The 26,369-nt window shown below is 58.9% G+C and carries 23 protein-coding genes; 10 read left to right on the top strand and 13 right to left on the bottom strand.

What is annotated here, in order from left to right; translation table 11 throughout:
• Positions 1-25: 25 nt before the first annotated feature.
• On the bottom strand, positions 26-1,522 hold the full coding sequence (locus AB4072_RS10250) for a DHA2 family efflux MFS transporter permease subunit (RefSeq protein WP_441967702.1): 1,497 nt from the start codon (positions 1,520-1,522) through the stop codon (positions 26-28).
• A 184-nt stretch (positions 1,523-1,706) separates the two neighbouring features.
• Here AB4072_RS10250 and AB4072_RS10255 point away from each other — a divergent pair, with 184 nt between their 5' ends.
• A complete protein-coding gene (locus AB4072_RS10255; protein ID WP_441967703.1) occupies positions 1,707-2,417 on the top strand; it encodes a GntR family transcriptional regulator in 711 nt (236 codons plus the stop codon).
• Between the two features lie 2 nt (positions 2,418-2,419).
• On the opposite strand, the gene AB4072_RS10260 is transcribed toward AB4072_RS10255, so the two are convergent.
• From AB4072_RS10260 to AB4072_RS10280, 5 genes are all read right to left on the bottom strand, one after another.
• The gene (locus AB4072_RS10260; protein ID WP_441967705.1) at positions 2,420-3,943 is read right to left on the bottom strand and encodes a tripartite tricarboxylate transporter permease; all 1,524 of its coding nucleotides are present in this window, start codon (positions 3,941-3,943) and stop codon (positions 2,420-2,422) included.
• Between the two features lie 4 nt (positions 3,944-3,947).
• Positions 3,948-4,451: a tripartite tricarboxylate transporter TctB family protein gene (locus AB4072_RS10265; RefSeq protein WP_441967707.1), complete on the bottom strand. Its 504-nt coding sequence runs from the start codon at positions 4,449-4,451 to the stop codon at positions 3,948-3,950.
• 131 nt (positions 4,452-4,582) lie between these two features.
• Positions 4,583-5,533, bottom strand: coding sequence for a Bug family tripartite tricarboxylate transporter substrate binding protein (locus AB4072_RS10270; RefSeq protein WP_441967709.1), 951 nt, complete (start codon positions 5,531-5,533; stop codon positions 4,583-4,585).
• A gap of 109 nt (positions 5,534-5,642) precedes the next feature.
• Positions 5,643-6,575, bottom strand: coding sequence for a methylisocitrate lyase (gene prpB / locus AB4072_RS10275; protein WP_441967711.1), 933 nt, complete (start codon positions 6,573-6,575; stop codon positions 5,643-5,645).
• A 12-nt stretch (positions 6,576-6,587) separates the two neighbouring features.
• Entirely contained in the window at positions 6,588-8,039 is a 1,452-nt protein-coding gene (locus AB4072_RS10280; RefSeq protein WP_441967713.1) for a bifunctional 2-methylcitrate dehydratase/aconitate hydratase, read from the bottom strand.
• A 283-nt stretch (positions 8,040-8,322) separates the two neighbouring features.
• Between AB4072_RS10280 and AB4072_RS10285 the strand changes: the two genes are divergently transcribed.
• The 4 genes from AB4072_RS10285 to nadC all read left to right on the top strand — a co-directional run bounded on the left by AB4072_RS10285 (position 8,323) and on the right by nadC (position 12,900).
• Positions 8,323-9,315 (top strand): NUDIX hydrolase, encoded by a 993-nt coding sequence (locus tag AB4072_RS10285; protein WP_441967715.1) that lies wholly within the window; start codon positions 8,323-8,325, stop codon positions 9,313-9,315.
• 109 nt (positions 9,316-9,424) lie between these two features.
• Positions 9,425-10,423, top strand: a complete 999-nt coding sequence (nadA, locus tag AB4072_RS10290) for a quinolinate synthase NadA (RefSeq protein ID WP_441967717.1) — start codon at positions 9,425-9,427, stop codon at positions 10,421-10,423.
• A gap of 9 nt (positions 10,424-10,432) precedes the next feature.
• Positions 10,433-12,016 carry an L-aspartate oxidase gene (locus AB4072_RS10295; RefSeq protein ID WP_441967718.1) on the top strand — a complete coding sequence of 528 codons (1,584 nt, stop codon included), beginning with the start codon at positions 10,433-10,435 and terminating at the stop codon, positions 12,014-12,016.
• Positions 12,013-12,900, top strand: a complete 888-nt coding sequence (nadC, locus tag AB4072_RS10300) for a carboxylating nicotinate-nucleotide diphosphorylase (RefSeq protein ID WP_441967720.1) — start codon at positions 12,013-12,015, stop codon at positions 12,898-12,900. The genes AB4072_RS10295 and nadC overlap by 4 nt, the downstream gene beginning before the upstream one ends.
• Before the next feature lie 2 nt (positions 12,901-12,902).
• Here nadC and AB4072_RS10305 read toward each other — a convergent pair whose 3' ends face one another.
• On the bottom strand, positions 12,903-13,670 hold the full coding sequence (locus AB4072_RS10305; protein WP_441967722.1) for a sensor histidine kinase: 768 nt from the start codon (positions 13,668-13,670) through the stop codon (positions 12,903-12,905).
• A 374-nt stretch (positions 13,671-14,044) separates the two neighbouring features.
• Positions 14,045-15,124 (bottom strand): response regulator, encoded by a 1,080-nt coding sequence (locus AB4072_RS10310; RefSeq protein ID WP_441967724.1) that lies wholly within the window; start codon positions 15,122-15,124, stop codon positions 14,045-14,047.
• Between the two features lie 730 nt (positions 15,125-15,854).
• Here AB4072_RS10310 and AB4072_RS10315 point away from each other — a divergent pair.
• The 5 genes from AB4072_RS10315 to kduD all read left to right on the top strand — a co-directional run bounded on the left by AB4072_RS10315 (position 15,855) and on the right by kduD (position 19,209).
• Complete coding sequence (locus AB4072_RS10315) at positions 15,855-16,364, top strand: molybdopterin-dependent oxidoreductase (RefSeq protein WP_441967725.1); 510 nt, start codon at positions 15,855-15,857, stop codon at positions 16,362-16,364.
• Positions 16,365-16,549: 185 nt separating this feature from the next.
• Complete coding sequence (locus tag AB4072_RS10320; protein WP_441967727.1) at positions 16,550-17,032, top strand: hypothetical protein; 483 nt, start codon at positions 16,550-16,552, stop codon at positions 17,030-17,032.
• Complete coding sequence (locus AB4072_RS10325) at positions 17,032-17,259, top strand: hypothetical protein (protein ID WP_441967729.1); 228 nt, start codon at positions 17,032-17,034, stop codon at positions 17,257-17,259. Before AB4072_RS10320 ends, AB4072_RS10325 begins: the two co-directional genes overlap by 1 nt.
• A gap of 492 nt (positions 17,260-17,751) precedes the next feature.
• Positions 17,752-18,213, top strand: a complete 462-nt coding sequence (locus AB4072_RS10330; RefSeq protein ID WP_441967731.1) for a Fur family transcriptional regulator — start codon at positions 17,752-17,754, stop codon at positions 18,211-18,213.
• Between the two features lie 237 nt (positions 18,214-18,450).
• Positions 18,451-19,209, top strand: a complete 759-nt coding sequence (kduD, locus tag AB4072_RS10335; RefSeq protein WP_441967733.1) for a 2-dehydro-3-deoxy-D-gluconate 5-dehydrogenase KduD — start codon at positions 18,451-18,453, stop codon at positions 19,207-19,209.
• Positions 19,210-19,276: 67 nt separating this feature from the next.
• Here kduD and AB4072_RS10340 read toward each other — a convergent pair whose 3' ends face one another.
• The 5 genes from AB4072_RS10340 to AB4072_RS10360 form a co-directional block, all read right to left on the bottom strand.
• Complete coding sequence (locus AB4072_RS10340) at positions 19,277-20,338, bottom strand: ABC transporter ATP-binding protein (protein WP_441967735.1); 1,062 nt, start codon at positions 20,336-20,338, stop codon at positions 19,277-19,279.
• A 28-nt stretch (positions 20,339-20,366) separates the two neighbouring features.
• Positions 20,367-21,419: a carbohydrate ABC transporter permease gene (locus AB4072_RS10345; RefSeq protein ID WP_441967737.1), complete on the bottom strand. Its 1,053-nt coding sequence runs from the start codon at positions 21,417-21,419 to the stop codon at positions 20,367-20,369.
• Positions 21,416-22,444 (bottom strand): carbohydrate ABC transporter permease, encoded by a 1,029-nt coding sequence (locus AB4072_RS10350; RefSeq protein WP_441967739.1) that lies wholly within the window; start codon positions 22,442-22,444, stop codon positions 21,416-21,418. The genes AB4072_RS10345 and AB4072_RS10350 overlap by 4 nt, the downstream gene beginning before the upstream one ends.
• Positions 22,445-22,515: 71 nt before the next feature.
• Entirely contained in the window at positions 22,516-23,787 is a 1,272-nt protein-coding gene (locus AB4072_RS10355; protein WP_441967741.1) for an ABC transporter substrate-binding protein, read from the bottom strand.
• Between the two features lie 28 nt (positions 23,788-23,815).
• Positions 23,816-26,359, bottom strand: coding sequence for a hypothetical protein (locus AB4072_RS10360; RefSeq protein ID WP_441967743.1), 2,544 nt, complete (start codon positions 26,357-26,359; stop codon positions 23,816-23,818).
• Positions 26,360-26,369 lie beyond the last annotated feature (10 nt).

Raw genomic sequence — 26,369 nt, forward strand, 5'->3', positions numbered from 1 at the left:
TGGAAGCCCCGGGCATCGTGAGAGTTCAGGATGGCGAGCGTGTTGACCTATACCCGAAATAGGCGCTCATGATTGCCGCCACCGAGCAGATCAAGGCGACCAAGCTAAACCCTCTGACCGTAGCCTGAGTGTAGATCAGAGCCAGAGAATTCTGGACACTGGCATCCATCGAAATCGGCTTGGGCGGAGCAGCCCCGAATGTCACTGGCGCGAGAAGCGCTGCGACGCCGGGGTCCGCCGATGCGGCCGCGCCCTGAAAACCGAAAGTCGCCACAGCACCGAGACACGCGACCGCGAGCAATCCTGCCACACGTGAAATGGCATTGTTGATGCCTGACGCCACGCCCATGCGCTGAGGCGGAGCCGCGTTCATCACGGTTGTCGAGAGAGGAGCAACCGTGATCCCCATCCCGAGACCCATGAACGCCATGACCGGCACAAGCGCGGACCAATAATCTCCGGAAGCGACGGCGGGGACAAGAAGAGCGAAACTCGCCCCTGTCAGAATTGGTCCCACAGTCAGAAGGATGCAAACGCCGAACCGGTCGGCGAGGATGCCGCCCAACCGCGAGAGAAGCGCCATGATGAGGGTAAAGGGCAGGAACACGGAGCCGGCTCGCGCCGCCGAGTAGCCGTGCGCCTCGATGAGGGTTGTGGGGAGAAAAAACAGAGCACCGGCAAGTGCGAAGTAGAGCAGCAGCGTCAGAATGTTCACCCCTGCGAACGCCGGAACAAGAAAAAGATCAAGCGGCATCATCGCGATCTTTGAGCGCCGCTCATGCGCCACGAAAACCGTGAGAAAAATGGCTCCGATCAAGACGGAAAGAATGGCTTCTTCCCTCGCACCTCCCAAATCTCCAAGAGAAGTCAGGCCAAAGGCCAGGGCCGCCAAGCCAACCACGGCGAGGACTCCCCCCAACCAATCCAAGTTATTCGATCCGGCGGAAATCGGGTCATCCGGAACATGCCTCCAACACAACCAGAGCGCCGCGACAGCGATCGGAAGATTGATCCAGAAGATCGCCTGCCAAGGACCGATATCGATGAGCCAGCCGCCAAGGATCGGCCCAAGCGCAGCGGCGATCCCGGAGGCGGCCGCCCAGGTCCCAATGGCCTTGCCCCGTTCTGCCGGTTCGAAACTCGCGCTGATCAAGGCAAGCGAACCGGGCACCATCAAAGCGCCGCCAATGCCTTGAACCGTTCGGGCGACGATCAATGTCTCAGGCGTTACGGTCAGTCCACACCAGACGGAAGCAAGGCCAAAGAGGCCAATCCCGACCATGAAAACCCGCTTGAGCCCGTAAGCATCGCCGGCAGCGCCTCCGAGTAACAGGAAGGCGGAAAGCGTCAACGCGTACGCATTTGTGACCCATTGCATCTGCGAGAGCGAGGCTGCGAGGCTTGCACGCATCTGAGGCATGGCGACTGTGACCACCGTGCCATCGATGAAGGCGAGACTGGAGCCGAGGATCGCCGTCCACACGACATAGGGCTTGGAAGCATCTGGGCAGCGTGTGGCCATCGAAAGCCGTCCTTGTTCACCGCCATATTAGCGTCGAACGCTTCGGCTGTCAGACGGCATCGCTCGTAATTCAGTATCAAACTTTTTATATCTGTCGGCATGAGAGGTTGCCCGCAATGACAATCTCAAGGATTTCCCTTATGAAATCAGCCAAACTCAAGAACGCTCGGAAAAAGGTGTCGACATGTTGAAGGGCGCGGACCTAGATACCGTATCGGACGAAATCGCCTCGACCGGGCTCGCGACCCGTCTCTATGAGGATCTGACGGCGGCTATTCTGGCCGGCGAGTTGGCCCCTGGAGCCAAGCTCAGCGAGCCTGCCATCGCCCGAAGCTTCGGCGCGAGCCGCGCGCCGGTACGCGAGGCGATCCGTCGTCTTCAGGAGCGTGGCCTCGTCACTTATGTGGTCAACCAAGGAGCGCGAGTCTCGCAGCCGAGCGCCGAGGAGTTCCTCGCACTGCTCGACGTCCGCGAAGCCATGGAGGGTATGGCTGCGCGCCTTGCCGCCGGGAATATGGCCGATCACGATATCGCCGCTCTGGAACAACTGGTCGCCGGGCATCGTGGCGAGATCGACCGCAATCCGCTTGGCGCCTATCTTCAGGACGATCCTGAAACCGATTTCCATATGCGCATTGCGCGAGGCAGCGGCAATCCGATCCTGGCCGAGCTGCTATGCGACCAGTTCTATCCTCGTCTCCGGCTATGCCGCCGTCTGCACCGCACGGTGCAGGGCCGTGGCAGCGAAGCGTGGCGAGAGCATCTGCGTATCACGGAAGCCATCCGCCAGCGCGACGGCGAACTCGCTGAAATCCTGATGCGCCGCCATATCCGTTCCGCGCGCGCCGCGCTACAGACGGCGCTCGCCGGAGGCGGGGCGAGCCGTTCAGCCTGACCTCATTTCGCCTCGACACCGATTGCCGTCTCGGAAGCTTCCGCCGCACTGCGCAATCGGCGCAACACGAGCGGCAACAGCAGAACGCCTGCCGCAATCGCGAGAAGGCCAGCCGCGATAGGTGTACTGACCAGCACCGTCCAGTCGCCCTGGCTCACCGCAAGCGCGCGGCGGAGCTGGATCTCCGCCTGCGGTCCGAGAATCATGCCGATCAAGGCTGGCGCGATGGGAAAGTCGTAGACTCGCGCCACATAGCCGACGAGCCCGAGCCCGCACATGAGCGCAAGATCCATCCAGGATGTGGAGACACCCCACACACCGACCATCGCGAAAACGACGATGCCCGCATAGATGTAGGGGCGCGGGATCAGCAACAACCGCACCCAGATTCCCACCAGAGGCAAATTGAGCACCAAGAGGATCAAGTTGCCAATATAGAGTGAGGCGATCAGCCCCCACAGTAGGTTTGGATTGGTGGCGAACAACAGCGGGCCGGGTTGTAGGCCGTAGTTCTGAAAGGCCGCAAGCAGCACGGCAGCTGTTGCGGTCGAAGGCAGGCCGAGCGTGAGCAGCGGCACGAGAATGCCGGCCGCCGCCGCATTGTTTGCGGCTTCCGGCCCCGCGACGCCCTCGATGGCGCCGCTGCCGAATTGCTCCGGGTGTGGGCTCAGTCGCCGTTCTATGGTGTAGGACAGAAAGGTCGGAATCTCAGTGCCGCCCGCAGGTAGCGAGCCGATGGGGAATCCGATCAGGCTGCCGCGCAGCCATGGCTTCCAGGACCGTTTCCAGTCCTCCCGCGTCATCCATGCGCCACCCGACAGCGGGTTGAGCATCGCGGGTGCCTTGGCATAACGACTTGCCACATAGAGAGTCTCGCCGATTGCGAATAGCGATACCAACACCACCGTGAAGGAGACGCCGTCGAGCAATTCGAGCGAACCGAACACCATGCGCGGTTGGCCAGTCTGCGTGTCGATGCCGATAGTGCCGAGCGCAAGACCGAGGAACAACGCCGCGAAACCGCGAACGCGCGACGTTCCCATCACCACCGCGACGGAGGTGAAAGACAGGATCATCAGCGCAAAATAATCCTCCGGCCCAAAAATGAAGGCGAGTTCGGCAATGGCCGGTGCAAGGAAAGTGAGCGCCAGCGTGCCGATGGTGCCCGCGATGAACGAGCCGATTGCAGCCGTCGCCAGTGCGGCTGCGCCGCGCCCCGTTCGCGCCATGCGGTTGCCTTCAATCGCGGTCATCACCGATCCGCTCTCGCCAGGCGTGTTGAGCAGGATCGAGGTGGTGGATCCGCCATAGAGCGCGCCGTAGAGAATACCCGCGAACATGATGAAGGCGGATTCAGGCGCGACCTGCGCGGTCACGGGTAGCAGCAGTGCGATGGTCAAAGCGGGCCCGATGCCGGGCAGCACGCCGACGGCTGTGCCGAGGGCGCACCCAACAAGCGCCCAGAATAGATTCATCGGTTGCAGGGCGACGGCGAAACCGCCGATGAGCTGGTTCAGCGTGTCCATTGTGTCACCTGATGAGCGGCAGGAAAGCGCCGAGGTCGATGCCGAGTTTTGAGAAGCCGAACCACGAGCCGGCCCCGATCACCGCACCGACCGCAAGATCGAAGACGGTGCGCCGCGATCCGAAGGCGTGCGTCACCAGCGCGAAGGTCAGCGCCGCCGTGATCGGGAAGCCGAGCGCCTGAATGGTGACGAGCGGCACGCAGATCCCCGCGAGCGCGAGAAGAAACGCCTTTCGCGAGGGCGGCGCGTCCGCATCGGCGCTCTCCTCTTCCTGCGGATTGAAGTTCTCGCCGCGCGCCACTTGGAGGATCAGCAGCACCCCGATCAGAACAAGCCCGGCACCGACCGCGCCGACCATGGCCGCAGGGCCCATGCCGACATATTTAGTCGTCGCCGAAATTCCGCTCGCTCCATGGATCCAAATCCCCCCTATGACAAGAACGGCGATACCGATCCACCATGGACGGGTTGAGCGTAGCTGGGTGGATTTTCCGTCAGTCGTGAGCATGCTGTCGCTCCGAAAAGCTGGCGCCTCTTACGCGCACCGATCATATCGGCACCGGCGTTCAAAAGCGCAGGAAGGCGTGGATGCAGCGCCGGAGCCCGCCGCAAGGTGTGACGGGCTCCAATGCATACCGCTCAATTGAGGATGCCGACTTCCTTCAGCGCGACGGACCAGTCAGCCTTCTCCTGCTTCAGGAATGCGGCGAACGCATCACTGGGGAGGTACGCATCTTCCCAGCCCTGGCTCTTCAGTGTGGCCGTCCAGACATCGGTTTTACGCAGTTTCTCGAAGCGCTCGGCCCAGGCCTTGCGTCCGGCTTCACTCATACCGGGCGCCCCGACGATGCCGCGCCAATTGCCGATCTCGACCGGGATGCCGGCTTCCTTGAGCGTCGGCACATCGAGCCCTTCCAATCGCGTCGGACCCGACACGGCGATGATGCGGATGCGACCGGACTGGGCGAATTGGCGGAACTCGGATGCGCCGGAAATCGCAGCCTTGATTTTACCACCGCCGAGCGCGGCCAGGATCTCACCACCCGAAAAGGCGACGAAGTTGATCTTGTCGACAGGTGCGCCCGCGTGTTTCGCCAACAGAGCCAGCATGACATGATCGACACCGCCCGCAGAACCGCCGCCGACCGATACCGCTGTCGGATCAGCCTTCAACGCTGCGATGAAATCCTTCGGCGTCTTGATCGGCGAATCCGCCGGGACGGCAATCGCATTATATTCGTTCGTGAGGCGCGCGAGCGGGGTTGTGTCATCGAGCGAAACCGGCGTCTTGTTGGTGATGACACCACCGACCATGATCACGCCTGTGACGAGCAGCGCATTGTCGTCGCCCTTCGAGGTACGCACGAACTCGGCGAGCCCGATGGTACCGGCAGCACCACCCTTGTTGGTGAAATTCACACCGTCCGTGAAGATCTTGGCCTGGTTGAGCGCCGCCATCGTCTGGCGCCCGGCGCCATCCCACCCGCCGCCCGGATTGGCCGGGATCATGACCTTAGCAGGATCGGCAACCGCGATACCTGTCGTCAGCGTCAGGGCCAATCCGCCCGTGATCAGAAGTGTCTTGAACATGTCGTCTCCCTCGTTTGACCTTTTCGCCGCGGCCGGACCATCCAGCGTTTGGCGTTAGCTGCCGCTCTTGTGGCGGCTTTATTATTTCGACAACGGCGCAATGCGCCGTTCAAACAGTCTCTTTATGCTGCGGTATCCCTGTCGGAATGACCGTCTTTACAATGGAGGCATCGAGCGACTCATAGTCGGCGAGTCCGATCAGATCGTAGAGTTCGGCGCGTGTCTGCATCTCATCGATCATCTTGTGGGTTCCGCCGTCGCGGCGAATGGCTGCATAGAGCTTGGCCTGCGCTTTGTTGGCGACACGCAGCGCAGACACGGGCCAGATCACCATGCGATAGCCCATCGCTTCGAATTCAGATGCGGTGAAGAAAGGCGTGCGGCCAAACTCCGTCATGTTGGCGAGCAGCGGCACACCCGGCATTCGTTCTGCGAAGGTGCGAAACATCTCAGCTGTGGTGAGAGCTTCCGGAAAGATCGCATCCGCGCCTGCTTCAAGATAAAGCCGGGCGCGCGCGACGGCGCCATCGATTCCTTCGCTGGCCGCCGCGTCGGTGCGCGCGATGACATAGAGATGCCGCCGCGCCTTCACCGCCGCCGCCACTTTCGCGGCCATGTCGTGAGCATCAGCGAGCTTCTTGTCGTTGAGGTGCCCGCATTTCTTCGGCAACAATTGGTCTTCGATATGTACAGCACCCGCACCGGCGTCCTCGAATGTGCGCACCATGTGCATCACATTGAGCGCCTCGCCGTAACCGGTATCGCCATCGACCAACACCGGAAGCCCGCTCGACCGTGCGAGCTGGCGGACGAAGAACGCGACCTCGTCGACCGTGATGATGCCGAGATCCGGCAGGCCCATGGAGGCCGTCATCGCGGCCCCCGATAGATAGAGCGCCTCAAACCCTGCCGCCTTGGCCTGGAGTGCTGCCATGCCGTTTTGCGCACCAGGAACGGAGAGGATGCCGCGCGCTTCCACCAATGAGCGGAAGCGTTGGCCCGCAGATATCGAAGGGAGGTCGGAACTCACCAGATATGGCATGCCGATTTCTCCTCAATTCGCGTAGAGGTCGACATAGTCGTTGACCGGCATCGCCTCCAACCGAGCCTGATCGAGTGAAGCGTCCAGAATTTGGCGCTGGCGCTTCTCGACGAAACGGCGAGCGAGATTCGTGCGGAACTTCGCTTCGAGCAACGGAATACCATCCGCGCGCCGCCGCTTGTGGCCGATGGGATACTCGACCACGAGTTCGGGCAACACGGTGCCGTCATTCAGCGTGATGGTCATTGCGTTGGCAATGGAGCGCTTTTCGGGATCATGATAGTCGCGCGTGAAAGCCGGATCCTCGACACATTCGATCCTGGTTCGCAAGTCGTCGATGCGTGGATCGGCGGCCACCGCGTCTTCATAGTCCGACGCGACGAGACGCCCGAAGATCAGCGGCACGGCGACCATGTACTGGATCGTGTGGTCGCGATCGGCCGGATTGTGCAGCGGACCGCTCTTATCGATGATGCGGATACACGCTTCGTGCGTGCGAATCTTGATCAATGCGATATCGGCGACGCTGCGGCCCATGGCGGCAAGTTTTTCATGAAAGGCCATCGCCGCCTCCACCGCCGTCTGCGCATGGAACTCGGCCGGATACGAGATCTTGAACAGCACGTTTTCCATCACGTAGGAGCCGTAGGGCCGCTGGAATTTGAACGGCTGGCCGCGGAAGGAGACGTCGTAGAACCCCCAGGTCTTCGCGCTGAGCGCCGAGGGATAACCCATCTCGCCGGTCTGAGCGATCAGGGCGAGACGAACCGCGCGGCTTGTGGCATCGCCCGCCGCCCAGCTCTTGCGCGAACCCGCATTCGGCGCATGGCGATAGGTGCGCAGCGCCTGGCCGTCGAGGAAGGCGAGGGAAAGTGCGTTGACGATTTCGTCGCGGGTGAGACCGAGCAGACCCGCAACGACGGCGGTCGACGCCACTTTCACCAGGATGACGTGGTCGATGCCGACCTTATTGAATGAGTTCTCCAGGGCGAAACAGCCCTGGATTTCGTGCGCCTTGATCATGGCGGTCAGCACGTCGCGCATGGTCAATGGCGCGCGACCGGCAGCGACCGCATTGCGCGAGAGCCAATCCGCCACAGCGAGAATTCCGCCGAGATTGTCGGACGGATGCCCCCATTCGGCGGCGAGCCAGCAATCGTTGAAATCGAGCCAACGGATCAGCGTCCCAATGTTGAAGGCCGCCTGCACCGGATCGAGTTGATAGGGGGTGCCGGGTACACGCGCACCGTTCGGAACCACAGTTCCCGGCACCACCGGCCCGAGCAGCTTCGTGCAAGCGGGATACTCGAGGGCCTCCAGACCACAGCCGAGCGTATCCAGCAGGCAGTTGCGCGCGGTTTCATACGCAAGAGCGCTGTCGACACGATAATTCAGCACGTAATCGGCGATGTCGACCAGGACGCTGTCGGGCGCCGGGCGCTCATTGTTGGTGAAGCTAGCCATGGTTTCCTGATCGTCTCCCCGCTTGGTTTTCTGACCTACCCGGCGTGTCCGTGTCGCTAGGTCGCATGATTATGTCGACATAATTTTCGTAATTTCCGGAAAAAGCAAGCCTATTGTTCCGATAAAATCAGTTTATGTCGACACATTTAATGAAACTCTGATACGGGCAGGGATAGGCGATCCGCAGGGGATTCCTTCTCGATCTGTCAAAAATCCCTCGACTGTGGAGGCAAGGAGACCCATCCTTGCGGCCTTGCTGAACCGTGTCCTTTCTTGAGTGTCCATGCCGCCCCTTCCCTCCTCCCCACGACCCAAGACCCGCGTGCGGCGTGACGTTGCCCTTTCTGTCGAGCTCAGCGCTGTCATCATGGCGGCCACCCCTGATGAACCGCGAGTCCTGACCATCCGTGCCGAGTCGCCGCAACTTGACGGCCTGCCATCGGGACCTTTGCAATCACAGCATCGGACGCTGGAAACGGGATTGCGGGCTTGGGTTGCACAGCAGACGGAACTTAAACTTGGTTATGTCGAACAGCTCTATACGTTCGGGGATCGCGCTCGGGCGGAGGCGGGCATGCGTGATGCCGGGCATTCTCTGTCGATTGCCTATCTCGCACTCCTTCGCGAGGCGCGCCCGACCGGGCTAGCCCATGCGGCTTGGCGCAATTGGTACAATTACCTCCCCTGGGAGGACTGGCGCGAAGGGCGCCCAAAAGCGCTCGACGTGATCGAGCCTGCCTTGAAAGCGTGGGCGCGTGCGGGAGGCAAACCTCTCAAAAAGTTCCGTGATGAACGCATCGAGCTCACCTTCGGATTGCAGTCAGGCACATGGACAGACGAGCGCGTGCTCGAGCGCTACGAACTTCTGTTCGAGGCTGGCCTTGTTCCCGAGGCCTTGCGCAATGTTCAACCACCGTCCAAAGCGCGGCTCGCACCCGGTCAGTCCATGGCTCTCGACCATCGGCGCATGCTGTCCACGGCCATCGGCCGTCTGCGCGCAAAGATCAAATATCGCCCCGTCATCTTTGAATTGATGTCTCCCACGTTCACGCTTCTGGAGTTGCAAAAAACCGTGGAGGCCCTTTCGGGTGTGCGTCTCCACAAGCAGAACTTCCGGCGCTTGGTAGAAATGCAAGGACTGGTCGAGGAAACCGGCGAAGTGACAGCCGAGACCGGAGGACGCCCGGCCCGGCTCGTGCGATTCCGGCGTGAGGTTTTGGTCGAGCGCCCTGCGCCTGGGCTGCGCTTACCCGGAGCGCGGCGAACCATCTCTTGAAAGATTTCGGGTTGACGCCAACTTATACTCAGTCTTAGCATAAGAAGCCGGCTCACCAGCCGGCGTTCTTTCGACCCACTAATGCTCAAACTGAGCATAGGAGGCTGCAATGCTCAGCGCTGCGCCACTCGTACCTGCAACTCTGCCTTTGCCGGATCTTTATGCTCGGGTCAGTCGCCATATTCCCTCGCAGGAATGGCCGATCTTCGCACAGGACATCGAGGCCATCCTCTCGCTCAAGCGGGAGCGCAATGCCGTCATTCTAGCTCACAACTATCAGACACCCGAGATCTTCCATACGGTGGCGGATATCGTCGGCGACAGCTTGGCATTGGCACGCGAGGCCGTAGCCACCGATGCCGACATCATCGTGCTTGCCGGCGTGCATTTCATGGCGGAAACTGCCAAACTTCTGAATCCGGACAAGACCGTGCTTATCCCCGACGCCGATGCCGGTTGTTCGCTGGCGGAGTCGATCACAGCCGAGGATGTGCGCCGACTGCGCGCGCGCTATCCGGGTGTCCCGGTCGTCACCTACGTGAACACGTCAACGGCCGTCAAAGCGGAGTCGGACATCTGCTGCACTTCCGGCAATGCCAAGAAAGTGATCGAATCCCTTGGCGTGAACCGCGTCATCATGCTGCCTGACGAGTTCCTGGCGCAGAACACCGCGGCGCAGGTGCCTGGCATCGAGATCATCACCTGGGCAGGTCATTGCGAAGTTCATGAACGCTTCTCGGCCGAAGATATCCGCGAGGTGCGTGAGAGTTATCCGGGAGTGGCTGTGCTCGTCCACCCGGAAGCGCCGCCCGAAGTTGTGGCCGAGGCTGATTTCGCCGGATCGACCGCGGACATGGCTAACTTTGTCGGCGACAAGCGGCCGGCCCGTGTCGCACTCGTCACCGAATGCTCCATGAGCGACAACGTTGCTGTCCAATACCCGGAGGTCGAGTTTGTGCGTCCGTGCAATCTGTGTCCGCACATGAAACGGATCACCCTGCCGAAGATCCGGCGAGCTCTCGAACGACGCGAGCACGAAGTCACGATTGACCCAGCCGTCGCCGAGCGGGCGAGAGCCGCTGTCGAGCGCATGCTCGCGGTTAGGTAAGAGGTTGATATGAGAACACCCGGCCCGCACGACCGCGTGGTGGTCGTCGGCGGGGGGATCGCAGGGCTTGCAACTGCTCTGCACCTCGCGCCGCTGCCCGTGACCTTGATCGTCGCAGCGCCTCTTGGCCTGCAGGCCTCGACTGCGCTGGCACAAGGAGGGATCGCGGCGGCTCTCGGATCAAATGACAATCCCAGTCTGCACGCAACGGATACACTTCTGGCCGGCGCCGGTCTCAGTGAGCCGAGCGTTGCGGCGCGTGTTGCAGCACAAGCCCCATCGTGCATCGAGTGGCTGATTGCTCAGGGCGCTTTGTTTGATCGAACTGAACCTGCTGGCGATCTGATTTTGGGGCTCGAGGCCGCGCACTCACGCAGGCGGATTGTTCATGCGGGAGGCGACAGAACCGGACAACGCGTGCTGGACACCCTCATTCGAGCGGCAAAGCTGGCACCCTCGGTTCAGATCCTGGAGAACAGATGCGTCACCGATCTCGCGCTCGACGAAAAGGGCTCCGTCGCAGGTGTGTTCTGCTCACCCTGTGAAACCGGATCGACGGGAGAACCGATCCTGATCGCAAGCCGGGCCGTGATCCTCGCCACGGGTGGGGTTGGAGGTCTCTTTTCGTATACCACGAACCCGCTTAGTTCTGCAGGCGGAGGATTAGCGCTTGCGGCTCGTGCGAACGCTCTCTTGCGAGATGTCGAATTCGTTCAGTTTCATCCCACCGCCATCGCGGCAAATCTCGATCCAATGCCGCTCGCAACCGAAGCGCTACGCGGTGAGGGTGCGATACTCGTCAACAGCCGGGGCGAACGATTCATGGAAGACATTCCATGCGCGGAATTGGCCCCACGCGACGTCGTGGCGCGCGCGATCTTCGCTCAGATCACGGCGGGTGAGCGCGTCTTCCTGGACACGCGGCAGGCCCTTGGAGAAGGGATCTATGAAAAGTTCCCAGGCGTCGTTGCGCTGTGCCGAACCGCCGGTCTTGACCCGACTCTGGATCGGATCCCGGTGCGGCCCGCCGCGCACTATCACATGGGCGGAATCAAAGTCGATGACAACGGGCGCAGTTCGGTCGAAGGGCTCTGGGCTTGTGGCGAAATAGCCTCGACCGGGTTGCATGGAGCCAATCGATTGGCCAGCAACTCGCTGCTCGAAGCGTTGGCCTACGCGCAGTGGATTGCCCGCGATGTGAAGGAGACCGCTTCGCGAACTGCCATGACACAAGCCTCCTCGCAGCCCCGACCTCCCTTGCGCAGCATTCAAGTCATGACCATGCAAGAGATCCGACATCTCATGGACAGGCAAGTTGGGGTCGTGCGTGAGGCGGAAGGTTTGAAGAACGCAATCCATCACCTTCTGGCATTTAGGCACAGTGAGGCCGTCAGTAACCTACCCGACGCAACCCTGGTCGGCCTGTTGATCGCGACTGCAGCCTACATGCGGCAGGAAAGCCGAGGAGCCCATCAGCGCTTGGACTACCCCGCAATTTCGCCCGCAGTCAGCTCCACCGAATTCACGCTCGATCAGGCCTTGCGAATGGCGGCTGAGATCAATGAGACGCTGCCGACAAGGAGAGTGGCATGAACGTGACCAGGGAGAATCTAAACGGTATCGTTCCGCTTCCGCACCTGCTGGTCGAGCCTATCGTGCGGGCCGCCCTCATGGAGGATCTTGGTCGCGCTGGCGATATCACGACCGACGCCGTCATTCCGGCAACTGCAATCCTTCACGGCGCCATTGTCGCCCGTGAATCTGGTGTCGTGGCTGGAACGGACGTTGCAAGCCTCGCATTCGCGCTGATCGACCCATCGATCAGTGTCACGATCGAGCGGTCCGATGGCTTTCGGGTTGAACCGGGCGAAACGGTTATTCGGCTGGCGGGACCGGCGCGGGGTATTCTATCGGCGGAACGCGTCGCTCTTAATCTGCTTTGCCGGCTGTCCGGCATCGCGACGACAACGGCAATATTGGCCGACGCCGTTCGCGCCCACGGGCATGCTCGTATTGTCTGCACCCGCAAAACGACACCGGGCCTGAGGGTGCTGGAGAAGCATGCCGTTCGTGCCGGCGGCGGATCCAACCACCGGTTCGGCCTCGACGACGCCGTTCTCATCAAGGACAACCACATCGCTATCGCCGGTGGCATCCGTCCTGCCCTTGAGCGTGCCCGCGCGACAGTCGGCCATCTCGTCAAGATCGAGATTGAAGTCGACACGCTCGATCAGCTCGACGAAGTACTGGCCGTTGGCGCGGACGCGATCCTGCTGGACAATATGAGCCCTGCGATGCTCTCCGAGGCGGTCCGCCGTGTCGGCAAGCAAGCAATCACCGAAGCGTCGGGCCGAATTACATCCGCTACCGCCCCGGCAATCGCAGCGAGTGGTGTCGACTTGATTTCCACCGGCTGGATTACCCACAGCGCCCCGATTCTGGATCTGGGACTGGATGCCGACGGAGAGCAGGGCTGAAGCTATAGCGGCGGTGGAAGCGGAGGCTGCGACCACGGTAAGGCGACTGTGAAAGTCGACCCATACCCCTCTGCGCTCTCCACACGGATACTTCCCCCGTGGCTCCGTGCGATTCGCCGGGCAAGGCTTAAACCTAAGCCGGTCCCACAATGCTCGGTCGCATTTCGCGCGCGAAAGAACGGCTGAAACAGTTGTTGTTGGTCATCGGCAGGGATGCCGATTCCTGAGTCTTTTACAGAAACGAGAAGATAACCGTCGACAATCGATCCCTCGATGCGGATCGTCGTCTGCTCTGATGAGTATTTCGATGCATTGCTAACGAGGATATGCATCATCTGCTGCAACAGAATTGGATCGCCCACGATCGCATCGGCTTGGGCGCTGATATCGATATCGAACTTGCGATCCGGCTGATCACACCACACATGCTTGCATGAGCGAGACACGATATCGAGTAACGAACACAGGTCTTGCTCCGGCGCTACCTGCCCAGACGCGGGATTGATCTTATCCAGAAGCGCCCGCACCAAGCCCAGCAGCTCCTCCGCGGCGATCCGGATTCGATGACTCCGCTCAACGATTCCAGAGGCGTCGATAACGTTCGATTGACGAATGAGCCGTTGGGCCGTTCCATCGATAACTGCGAGCGGTGTGAGAAGTTGATGAGCAAGAAGTGTCAGCACATCTGCGCCGTCGAGAGCGACGCTACCCAAACCGGGCGTCGCACTCCAAACATTCTTGTCCAACGTTATATCAACGCGAAGATTCATTCGAGCATCTTTGTCATAGGAGCAGAGGCGACGAGTGGTCGCCTCGCTGACGAAATCCTCTCTGTTGATAGGGGGAGGCCAATCTCCACACATCACCCGTATGGGTGATCAAATTTGCCGAATGATTGGAAACCAAGGAACTGCCGCTAGAGGACGGCCTCTTCCGACGAAGCGCTCCCGATAGCAGCTGCATCCGTGTCATGGAAAACGAGCCGCTGAAATTTCAGCAGCCTGCTTATCAGGTGGAAAGCCTTGCACGCTTAGCCCGGCCGGAAGGTATCGGCTTTAGACCGTTCGCCGACTAAGGCGTCATCTTTGAACTGATTTAACTGAACCGGAGCAGCAGAACAGACGCCAAGGCGTGCCCATCCGCGTTACAAACTCGCCTCGTCGGGTTGGAAAGCGAGAGCTCCGCGCATGAGAAGCGCGACCAAATCCGCCTGCCGACTCGTATGGGTCTTCCGAAAGAGATTCTGCAGGTGGAAAGACACCGTCGTGGGTGACACGCCGAACTCGGTGGCAATCTCGTCGAGACGCTTGCCGTCGGCAAGAGCCACAGCCAAGCGAGCTTCCGCGCGCGTGAGATCGTACATCCGGGAGGCCATTTCCTGCGAAAGGCGCGGGCGCATTTCGGGATCGACGACGAACACGGCGACAGCGGGCGAACCTGCAGCATCCCCCGAACTCAGCGGGTAGATTTGGAGGACCAGCGGCCGGTGCATCGCTCTTGGAATCGTCACCATGCTGCTGTTATTGGGCTCGCCAAGGGCGTCATGAATCGCTTGTTTTAAACTGCGCGTGCTCGCCGTGGAGGTCGTACGCAGGCTCTGCGCGGATAGTACAAGACCATCCTCGCCCTGCGTTATCTGCTGTGCCGTGCGGTTCATGTGCTGCACCTGCCCGATGCTATCGAGAAAGATGACTCCACTGGACAGGCTGTCAAAAGCATTTGCCAAGCCCGCGAATGCATCTCGCGTCTCGAGCATGGTCGTATCCAGCAATTCACGCCGCTCTCGTTCGAGCTGAACCACCATGTTGCGGCGCACCCGCTCGACTTGGCTGAGCCTGGAACGGATCGTTGCCAGCATCACGTCGTAGTCGAGGGGTTTCAGCAGATAGTCGTCCGCGCCGAGGGTCCTGCCCTGGATCACATCTCGCTTGTCGCTCAGAACAGACATGAACACGAACGGCACGTCATCCAGATCAGGACGCTGATTGCGAATTGACCGCAGAAGATCATATCCACCCATGACAGGCATGGTGATGTCACAGAGAATGAGATCCGGCTTACAGATCCCAAGGTTCCTCAGCGCCTCTTCACCATTCTCCGCTTTCTCGACCCGATAACCGACTGCCTCGAGCTCCTCGACGATATCGGAACGCAGGCGAAGATCGTCCTCTACGCAAAGGATAATTCGATCCGTAGTCCTTATATTCGTGTCGTTGTTCAGCATCGAACTGACCTTTAGACTTTCTCTGGCAATTCAATTCCCAGTCTCCTCATATCGATGGGAGAAAGCAATGTATCGCACGCATCCCCCACGAAGCTTCACATCGGAATTGATAAGCATCTCTCTGATGGCGGATTGTTGTCCGCCTTTCCGTGCGCTGCCGGGAATATCCGGGCATATATGAAAGTTGGAATAAGAGCCGGGCAGAAAAGCCGATACAAGAAGTTTAGTCCCCCCTTGAACGACTAGGTAAAAACATCAATAAGATCAATAAGATCAACAAAATACAACAGTGTTTCATATCAGATCACTGCGTGCGAACCCCATTTTGACACGAGATCACAGTCTCAGTAAGCGACGATTTCGACCGGTATCTGCAAGCACGCAATATCATGTAGCCTTCATCCCGATTGCGTCGCAAAAATTGAAACAATGAAACGTGTCATCCCATGCAAATGCATGGTTACGTTTGGCTTGCAATAGCAATACACAGATACCACGGACCACTGTCGTGGTGGCCGATTCGGCATTGAGCATAGTTTCAGATGATGCTGCCTCGTACGCCTCATTCGGAAACGCTCACCTTCCGATTTTCATCACGCATGCATTTCGACGCGCCGTTTTCAGCTGCGTTTGCAAGTTGGCTTGAACTTTGAGTAGCCCGCTAAAGCGCAGGTTCGATTCTAAAGATTTCAGTGCCGCGGCTTCATATCGACAACATTTAGGGCAAAGCATGGTTGCGCGGCTCACGTGGCTTATTTCTTTGTTTACTCTTGTGCTCGCTTACGGCGCATCAGGGGAGCAAAACATTCCTCACCCGATGGGGAAAGTTGTTCTGACAGTGAGCGGCTCGATCCAATCAAACAACAGCGACCATGGCGCCGCCTTCGATCGAGCAATGATCGAGCGACTTGGTGTTAGGATCTTGCGTACCTCGACGAACTGGACCGATGGAGTGAAGACGTTCGAAGGCGTGTCGATGCGCGATCTCATGACCTTCGTTGGAGCGCGAGGTTCGAGCGTCATCGCCTCTGCGCTCAACGACTCTGCGGTCGAGATCCCGATATCCGACTTTGAGCAATATGATGTGCTCCTGGCATTTCGAATGGATGGCCGGGATTTGCGTGTGCGGGACAAAGGTCCTCTCTGGATCGTCTATCCACGAGATCAGGAGGAGGCTCTACGCAACCCTCAGTATGACTCCCGGTGGATCGGGCAACTGAAGATTCTCACGGTCCAATGAACGGTCGGGTTACCACTTCGAAGGCCTTTTTTTCTCCGCGGCTGCCATCATTGCATTCGTCATCTCTCTCCTTGTCGCCAGCCACCGTCTCGTGGAAATCGAGCGCGCGTTCGACAGAGAACTCAGCGAAGACCTGTCATGGACGGTCATGCAAGCTCAGATCGAGGCAGGACAACCACATCGGGATGTTCTCTTCGGCGGCGCCAGCAAGGACATCTTTGTACTTCAAGAAGCTCGGATCCAAAGGTTCCGAGAGCAAGCCGGCTCTCTTGAAAAAGAACTTCTTCATCATTGGCCCCGAGGCGAAGGATGCTAACGACTACATCATCTACGACAACAAGAAGGGCATTCTCTACTACGATGCCGATGGCTCGGGCAGCGGCGCCGCGGTCCAGATCGCAACCCTGCCGAAGAAGCTCAAGATGACCTATAGGATTTTTACGTCATCTAAGCGACAGGCGTTCTTCAACAGATCCCGGGCAGGAACTGCCCAGGGTTTTCTCTCTTTATTAATTGGAATCGTTCAATGCGCGCCCTTAGATCTCTCGCAGCAATTGCCTGCAGCTTCTCGCTTGTCGGCTGTCAAACCACGAAATCCAACTTCAAGAGCGAACAGTTCTCCGGTGAGACGAGAGCACTGGAAAAGCAATTGGAATCGGAAGCCGTGATGCTCGGCACTGCTCAAGGCGTCGCCGGGATCGCCGCATCGGTGGACCCGACGGGGCTTGCGAGCATGGCCACCGCCTCCGCTGGACTGGCCGCAAGAAATGCTTGGACGGCAAGCGCAAATGCTCGCATGGACGCCCAACTGGAACGCGATCTCCAGGAGAACTATCGACGATACGGCATGAATCCGGACGGTACACCCTCTGGGAAACGTCCTCCGGCAAAGTAAGGCAGGCGTTCACGCAGGCGCCGTCTTTTCAAAAGAACTGTGCCGATTCTATGAATGAATTTATAGTCGGGAAATGAGCTGGGCACCCTGCGCTGTTTGAACGGCAAGGTGGGTGGTCCTGCAAAAATGCTATTTCCTCACTTGTTTCTTCCGTCGACAATCATGCCAAGGCCTCTAGTCGCATCCTTCACTTCGTATCTCAATCGGTTGACGGATAGGGTGCGTGGCTTGTGGCTCCAATTGAGGTGTTGGGCTGAGCGCTGACACAGCGCCCCATGTCATGGCAAAGCTATTTTAACTGAGAAAATGCTCAGCAATTAATTCCGATTCTAGGTGAATCGATGGGGACAGCACCTACGGACGATGTAACGTATCCGCAATATATTCGAATCGAGTCCCGCCCGGCCGCGCAAGAACATCCGTATTTCGAATATTCGGGTCGAGAGCCGCGCTCCTGGAATCGAATGCTTTATAGACGTTGGAGAACGACCAGTGAAAAAAAAGTCCCGAGAAGAAAGCTTATTGAGCGGCGCAAGAGAGTTCTGCTCTACAAAAGGTTTGAATTTCACTCCGATGCGGCAACGCGTTTATCTTGAAATAGCAAGACATGAGAGCATTGGCGCATACGAAGCGGCTCACAATTTGAGCTCAAGCAACAAACAAATAAACGCTGTGAGCGTTTATAGAGCTCTCGAATTTTTGATTTCTGCCGATTTGGTATACAAAATAAATTCAAATAAAAAATATGCTATCTCGAATATTGCCGAACCCAAGCAACACAATATAAATTTAGTTTTAATTTGCAAGAATACCGGGTCTATTTCACAAATCCACTCCGTCGAATTAGACAAGTATATTAAAAATTTAACACAAAGCATCGGCTTCGACATGACCCGGGCGATTCTTGAGATTGAAGGCGATGGGAGATCTGTGCGCCGCGAGGCTCGAGGTTGACTTAGATTTTCTGGCGAAGTGGAAGAGGTCACCGGCCAGTTTCTCTGACACCAGCAGAACCCCGCTCTAACCCGACCTGTGAAAGATCACTTGTCCAATTAGAGCACGACGTTGTCATTCACATCGGATGATGAGAATTTTCCAGCCCGGCTCCTTGAGTTGGGTCAATTAAATGTCGCGGACGGGCGGATAAAATGGCATACATTCCGTACGTATTTTTCGTGCGGCAAAAAACTGATGCAGAACGCCTTCGATCTTCAAAATAAGCTCGCCATCGTCACCGGCGCCAACACAGGAATCGGCCAAGGAATTGCGCTTTCGCTCGCGCAAGCGGGCGCAAGCATTGTAGCCGTTGGCCGCTCTTCGATGGATGAAACGCGAGAACTGATCTCGCCAACGAAAGTACCTTTTCGTGCGGTCGCAGCGGACCTCTCCAATCTCGCCCCTATCGAAGAGATTCTGGACGCTGCCGAGGGCCTAAGCGGCCGCGTCGATATTCTCGTCAACAACGCCGGCATCATTCGTCGGGCCGATGCTATCGACTTCACGGAATCCGACTGGGATGACGTGATGAATCTCAATCTCAAGACGACGTTTTTTCTGTCTCAGGCTGCGGCGCGTCGCATGTTGAAGGATGGAAAAGGCGGAAAGATCATCAATATCGCCTCACTCCTGTCATTTCAGGGCGGCATTCGGGTCCCGTCCTATACCGCGAGTAAAAGCGGAGTGGCGGGACTGACCAAGTTGCTTGCGAACGAGTGGGCCGCGAAAGGTATCAATGTCAACGCGATTGCGCCTGGCTACATCGTGACGAACAACACGGAAGCCTTGCGCGAGGACGCGAAGCGTAGCGCGGAAATTCTCTCCCGAATTCCGGCCGGGCGTTGGGGGCACGCGGAAGATATCGGCGGCGCCGCAGTTTTTCTCGCTTCCTCAGCCGCAAATTACATTCACGGTACCGTGCTTCCGGTGGATGGAGGCTGGCTCGCGCGATAATCGACCGAGAACAAACGCTATCAGTGTTCAAAAAGAAAACGACGGCATCATGCCGTCGCTTTTTGATTCAGTGCGAAGCGACGGCTTGGCCCTGGGCATCAAAGAGATGAACCTGCGACGGCAGCGCCACGCCGATGCGGTCGCCTACCGCAAAGCGGCCTTGTCCGGGGGCCGTCAACGTAAACATTCCGCCGAGATGAGTCTTGCCGTGGAGAACCGTCTCAGCCCCAAGCTGCTCGACGAGCGTTATTTCGAGAGCCAGAGTTCCATCCTCCACATCGGTAATGTCGAGTTCGTGAGGCCTAACGCCGACTGTAACAGGTGTTCCCAATGCCAGTTCGATGCTCGGGAGAGCGTGCGATCTGCCGCCAACATCAAGACCGGACTGTGAGACCTGCGCATCGATGAAGTTCATGCGCGGCGAACCGATGAACCCCGCGACAAAGCGGTTCGCCGGCTTGTTATATAGCTCAAGCGGCGTGCCGACCTGCTCGACACGACCATCGCGCAGAACGACGATCCGGTCGGCGAGCGTCATCGCCTCGGTCTGGTCATGCGTCACATAGATCATCGTAGCGTCGAGACGCTTGTGAAGCGCCGCGAGTTCGGCGCGCATCACCACACGCAACTCCGCATCGAGATTGGACAGCGGCTCGTCCAGCAGAAAAATACCAGGACGGCGTACGATGGCGCGCCCGATGGCCACGCGCTGGCGCTGGCCTCCGGAAAGTTGACCAGGCTTTCGGTTGAGCAGCGGCTCGATCAGAAGCATCCGCGCAGCTTCCATTACACGAGCCTCGATTTCAGCCTTCGCCATGCGACTGTTTTCAAGGCCGAAGGCGAGATTTTGCTTTACGGTCATATGCGGGTAGAGCGCGTAGGACTGGAACACCATCGCCAGACCACGGTCAGCGGCAGAAACGTCGTTCACGAGCCTGTCGTCGAGACGGATCTCCCCCGAGCTGGAAGCTTCCAGTCCTGCGATGATCCGAAGAAGCGTCGACTTTCCGCAGCCCGATGGACCGACGAACACCACGAATTCCCCGTCGCGCACATCGAGGTCGATACCGTGCAGGATTTTCACGGAACCAAACTGCTTTGTAACTTGATGAAGGGCGAGGTTGCTCACGATGTTCTCTTTCCGACTGGAACCGACATTACTTCAAGCCCGTATTCGCGATGCCGCTGGTGATGTAGCGCTGAAGGAACAGGAAGATTGCGGCGACAGGAAGGATCGATAGAACCGTCATCGCCAGCACGTAGTGCCATTGCACGTTCAGCTCACCGGAGAAGGCGTTCAACCCAACCTGCAACGTGTATTGCTCCTTGCGCGAGAGCACGATCAAAGGCCACAGGAAGTCGTTCCAGCGCCACATGATCGAGAAGATCGCAAGGACCGCAAGCGCAGGTGCTGCGAGCGGCAGAACAATGCGCCAATAAATCTGCCATTCCGAGGCTTTGTCCATCCGCGCGGCGTCGATCAACTCGTCCGGAATGGTCAGCATATATTGGCGGAGCAGGAAGACCCCCGTTGGCGTTGCCACGGTTGGAAGAATGACGCCCCACAGCGTATCGAACAAGCGCAATTCGTTCACGACCAGATAGAGCGGAACCACAATCACCGAGAGTGGCACCATCAAGGTCGCGAGAATGATTCCGAGAACCGCCGTGCGCCCCTTGAACTCGTATTTCGATAGCGCGAAGGCGGCCATGGAATTGACGATCAACGTGATGATCGTCGCCATGACAGTGACGAAGATGGAGTTCTGGAAATAGCGAAGGAAGTCGAATTGCTGCAGCGGCTCCGTGTAGTTACTCGTCGCAAGTTTTACTTCGCGCTCCGGCGTCCGTTTGTCGATCGGCACACGGATGATTTGTTGCGGGTTCTCAGGGGCGACCATCTGCGCCATGATGCCGACGCGGCGCACCTGCGCGAGTACGCGCTCTGTGCCGTCCTCCTGTTTCACACGATAGAGCGGCAGTGGTTTGTCGTAACCCTCAACATTCGCCATGCGAGCATCGAGCGGCAACATGGTCGGCGGGAATTCCACGAGATTGGCCGGCGTCTTGAACGAGGAAAGAGCGAGCCAGACGATGGGGCCGAACATCAGGAAGAAGCCGATCCCGAGCCAGACATAGGAGAGCACGTCCGTCCAATGCCAGCCCTTGCCGCCGCGTCGCCGAAGAAGGAAGGTGGAAACCGCGCTCATGCCTTTTCCTCCCGGTTTCGACGATTGGATGCCATCAATTGCAGCAATGTCAGGCCGACGAGCACCAATCCCATGAGGATGGATGCTGCGGAAGCCAGACCGAGATTGCGCAACACGTGGGCAAAGCCCGTCTCGTAAATGTACTGGGTAATGAAGAGCGTGCTCGTGCCGGGGCCACCGCCTGTCAGCACGAAAGCTTCATCGAAAATCTGAACCGCACGGATAAGTGCGAGAGTGATGACCACCAAAAGGTTGGGCCACAGCAACGGCAGGGTGATGCGCCAGAATGTGCGCGGCTGGCTCGTTCCGTCCATCATCGCGGCTTCGTAAAGATCGCGTGGGATGGCTTGTAACCCTGCTAGCAAAATCAGGGCGTAGAATCCGAGGTGCGCCCAGACCGATACAAAGATGGCCCAGAACATGGCCCAGTTCCGCTCCGCGAGCCACAAGGTCCGCTCGAAGCCGTATTCGACCAGAACCGCGTTCAGGAGACCGTCACGTTGGAGAATCCATTTCCAGATCAGTCCTACCACAACAGGCGACAAGAGAACCGGGAAGAAGAATACGGCGCGCCAGAAACCGCGGCTGCGCATTTCGCGATTCAGAACGAGTGCCGTTCCCAATGCCACCAGAACCAGAATCGTAACCTGAACCAAGACGAAGAAAACGGTGTTGTGGATGCTCTGCCAGAATGCATCCTCCCGGCAGGTCGCGGGCTTCGTATAGTCCCCGCACGTAAGCAGGGTTTGGTATTGCTCAAAGCCCACGGCATGGCGCTCGCCGAAGAAAATCGCCATGCCGCCGGTAAAGGAATAGGCCAGATTGATCGCAACCGGAATGAGGACGAAGACGCCGAAGATCAGCATGTTCGGCGCAAGGAATACAGCGCCCATGCCGCCGAGACCGAACCGCCTCTGAATGAAGCTCATTGGCGCATTCAACGCGCCCATGACAAGGCGCATCGGCACAGTCAACACAGCGGACAGGTTTGACGCCCGCCCTTGCGTTTCACTCACGGTGCTCATGTTCGGACATCCTCATTCGAGAGAGCGTGATTGCACCGGCAAGCCGTTTGCGACTTGCCGGTGTGAGTGCTCTAGCGGGAGGCCTCAGCGACCTTCTGCTTGATGTCGTCTTCGATGCGAGCGTAGGCGTCGGCCAGTTGCGCCTCTCCGGCGACCACTTGTCCGAGCCGGCTGATGACCGAAGCGTAGATCGCACCCGACCACTTGTAGCTCTGCATCTTGAGCGCCAGCGGAGACGCGGTCTGCGTGGCCTTCAGGAAGATGTCGAGGGACTTCTTGACGTTCGGATCCTTCGACTTGAAGTCGACGCCTTTAGCGGCAACGCCCTGGTGCGCCGGCAGGAACAGAGTGCGCTCGGAGAACTCACGGACAACCGGTTCGCTTGCCAGATATTCCACCACGCGCGCAACTTCCTGCGGATGTTGTGTGTATTTGATAGCGACGAGACCAGCGCCACCGGGCATGCCGGTGCAGGCTGCCGGACCACAAGGCTCCGTTCCAGCCGACCAATCGAACTTGTCGCCGATCTTCTGCGAGAACTGCGCGACCTGCCAGGAGCCCGAGAAGTAGACGGCGACCTGACCGTTCACGAACTCGTCGTTCGCGCCCTTGTAAGTCGTACCGGCAACGCCGCCCCAGATTTCGCGGGGCATGGTGCCGTCTTTGTGCCAGTCGGCAATGCGCTGGGCCATGGCCTTGAAGCCTTCATCGGTCACAGCAGGCTTGCCGTCGGCACCGATGACCTTCGCGCCCATCGAGATCGCAGGACCCATGAAGCGGTGACCGGAACGGTCGAAAGCGAGCGCGATCGGAACCTTCTGGTTCTGAGCGACCTTGCGGGCGGCGGCCGCCCAATCATCCCAGGAAGCCTTTTCCCCCGGGACCGGCACGCCGGCCTGCTCGAACAGGGTCGTGTTGACAAGCGGACCGGTGATCGTGAGCTGGGTCATGAATCCCGGCAGCGCTTTGCTGCCGTCGTCGCGCATCCAGTCGAGCGTGTTGCTGAAGTTTTTCTCGAATGTCGCGGCGTCCTTCAAATGCGGGCGCAAATCGAGCCAGTGCTTGGCCTGCGACTTCAACTCCACCACACGCACGATATCGGGACCGCGTCCCGCTTCGAGTTGCACGGGCAGCTGATCCTTGATGACACCGAAAGCGACGTTGTCGACCACGACCTTGATATCGGGATTCTGCGCCTCGAAGCGCTTCACCATATCCTGAAGAACTTCGCCTTCGTTGCCGTCGGAATACCACATGATGCGGACTTCCGTCGCAGCCAGAGATGCCGATGCGCTGAGCGTCAAAGCCAGGGCACCAAGTGTCAGTTTCTTAAAATTTCTCATCATTTTCCTCCCATGATGAATTTCGATTTCAGGCAGTCTTGAGGCGCTGCCATTGATTTTGGGAGGGAAGCGTCACGAGCGCTCCCTCCGGAAAGGTCCGAAGTTCACCGGACAGGGTCCAGCGTTTCGGGTCGAGAGTTTCCCCACCAGCCCGAATAGTTGCATCTGCATTGCAGGTAACGGCTCCGAAATCGGGATCATTCAGAACGAAGCTGCCATCGGCGCCCTCGGAAACCGTAAGCCCGGCAAAGCGCTTGCCAAAAGCTTTCAGGTCGCCCTCGGTCGCGATGTCGGACAAGCGCACGATCCAGCGGCCGCGATGCCCCGCGAGGCGGATTTCACATCCGGCCGTCGGGCCGACGCTAACCCGCTCCAGCGGCCCGCTCGCAACCAGAAGACATAGGCCGTTCCCAGAACGCGCGAGCACACGATTTCCGTCGTAGACGACCTCATCCATCTCGACCTCGGGCAGCCAGGCATGCGTGAAGTCGGGCTGCGAGGGATGCGCCTCGAAATCAACCATCGCAAGCGAGCGATATTGCTGCACGCGGGGAACGGTGCCGCAGCCGCCCCAATAAGATGGGCGACCATAACCGCTATGAATGACTTCACCCGGATGGTTGATCCAGATTTGCGATTCCGGCTTATCCCCGAAGCGCAGATGGATCATCGTTTCCTGATAGCCCCATTCGCCGGCACGATAAGCGGCGATGCTGCCGAGTGCGTAATCCTTCGTCTTGAAGTGATACAGCGAGGCGATTCCATTCTCGCCCTGCTTGTAACGCCACTCATAGGCTTCATCGCCTTTGTGATCGGCAATGGCCGCGAGTTTAGGGTCGATCTCCAGGCCTTTCTCGGTGAAGCACAAGGCGAGTTGCGGCAAGGCGTGGAACCGGCGGCCCAACCAACCCTTGCCGAAAGCCAGATAAGAAATACCCGACAATTCGAGCGTGCGTCCGGGACGCAGAGTGTGCTCGTAGCTGCGCCCCTGCGACGCCGTCATCAAGCCATGGTGGCTCGACAAGGCCATGATCTCGAGAAGACGACGGATGGCTGCACCGGAACGCTCGCGAATACCGGCATCGGGCGAGAGAGCATAGAGAGCGCACAGACCTTTGAGATCGATAGGGAAATAGGGAGCCGAATTCCACTCGGCCATTTCGCAGGCCTCGAAATGCGTCAGCCATTCCAGCAGGCGTTGACGCCCGATCTCGGCTTGCTCACGCCCCTTACGGCCAGAGCGCTTGAACGTCGCTTCCGGAAACAGCGTTCCGGCAAGGTGACAAGCCGTGTGGAACAGCAGAGCGTGGTTTTCACTGAAATACCACATCACGTCGTTGCCGGGCTCGTCCATCCAGAAACGGAATCGCAGGATCACATCGTCCATGCGCGCCCGCGTTTCCGGAGAGATTCGCTCCGGCCATGCCATGCGGCACCAGAGCAGCGGAACGAGCAGGAAATCCGCGCAATCATGGCAGTCCCCGACGATGGGCAGGCAGGACTCGATGATCCGATCCGTCTCCTGGCCTCCACGGTCGAGAGCGAGCCTCGCCAGAGCAGCGACCATGTCGCGCTCGCCCTTCTCGGCCACATGATCCAGCACGATGCGGGCGCGTGCCTTCACATCCGAGGCCTGCTGCGGCGCATCGTCCAGATGGCAGATCTCGACGCCCAGAACACGCGTCGCCGTGAAAGGTCCGTCACTAAGGGTCACGTCGAAATGGCGGAAGTCGGCCGGCAGATCCTTGGCATCCGCAAGTGCAATGCGCGTCGCACCAGCGGGCAAGTGCTTGACGAGTTCAACGTTACCTTCCGTCGACATGAAATCGCCGCGCACCTCCACATGCACGTCGAGCGCGTGAGTAAGAGGCTCATCAAAAACGACAGCGACTTCCCCGTTGCCGTAGAATGGCCTTTCGACACGCATGCCCTCGAGCATCTGCTCCACCGCAGCGGCGCGCGCACCTTCGATCGGCGTCGGCAATGCGACCGAGAGATTGTTTCCGCTTACGAATTCAAGGCTGAAATAGTAGCGGGCGTCGCGCTCGCACAAATCGGCGAACCAAACGCGGATCTCGTTGCGCCCTGCGCGCAGCGGAACGTCAATGACCGCACTTTCCTCGAAGTTGCGCTGATAGCGGGACAGTTCAGCAATGCGCTGCCCGTTCACCTCGACGAATGCGCCGCCGCAGGTGGAAAAGCGGAACTGCGCAACCTGATCCGTCGCACTCTCCACCGTGGTGCGGGCCCAACATTCGACCCGCGTCGCGCGGAACCAGAAACCGGAGAGATCGACGCGGGGGCTGCCGAATGGGAACCACACGCGTTTCGCTTCGAAAGCGCTGGCAGGCTTCGGCGTCTGCCCGCGATAGGCAGCGATGAAGTCTGTCCGACAGGGATATTGGTGTGGGATGAAATTCCGATCCTTGGTCAGGAAGAAGAACGCATCCATCTTCCCTTCCATGGTGCGATCCGGAACGTCATAACGCTCTTCAAGGACATCACCGAGCTGCCAATGCCCGATGGCATCTCCCGGCTTGAGTGAAACGGTCAGGTAGCCTTCCGTGTTCATGATGGAGCGG

It is taken from the genome of Microvirga sp. 2MCAF38 (assembly GCF_052115485.1).
Lineage (GTDB): Bacteria > Pseudomonadota > Alphaproteobacteria > Rhizobiales > Beijerinckiaceae > Microvirga.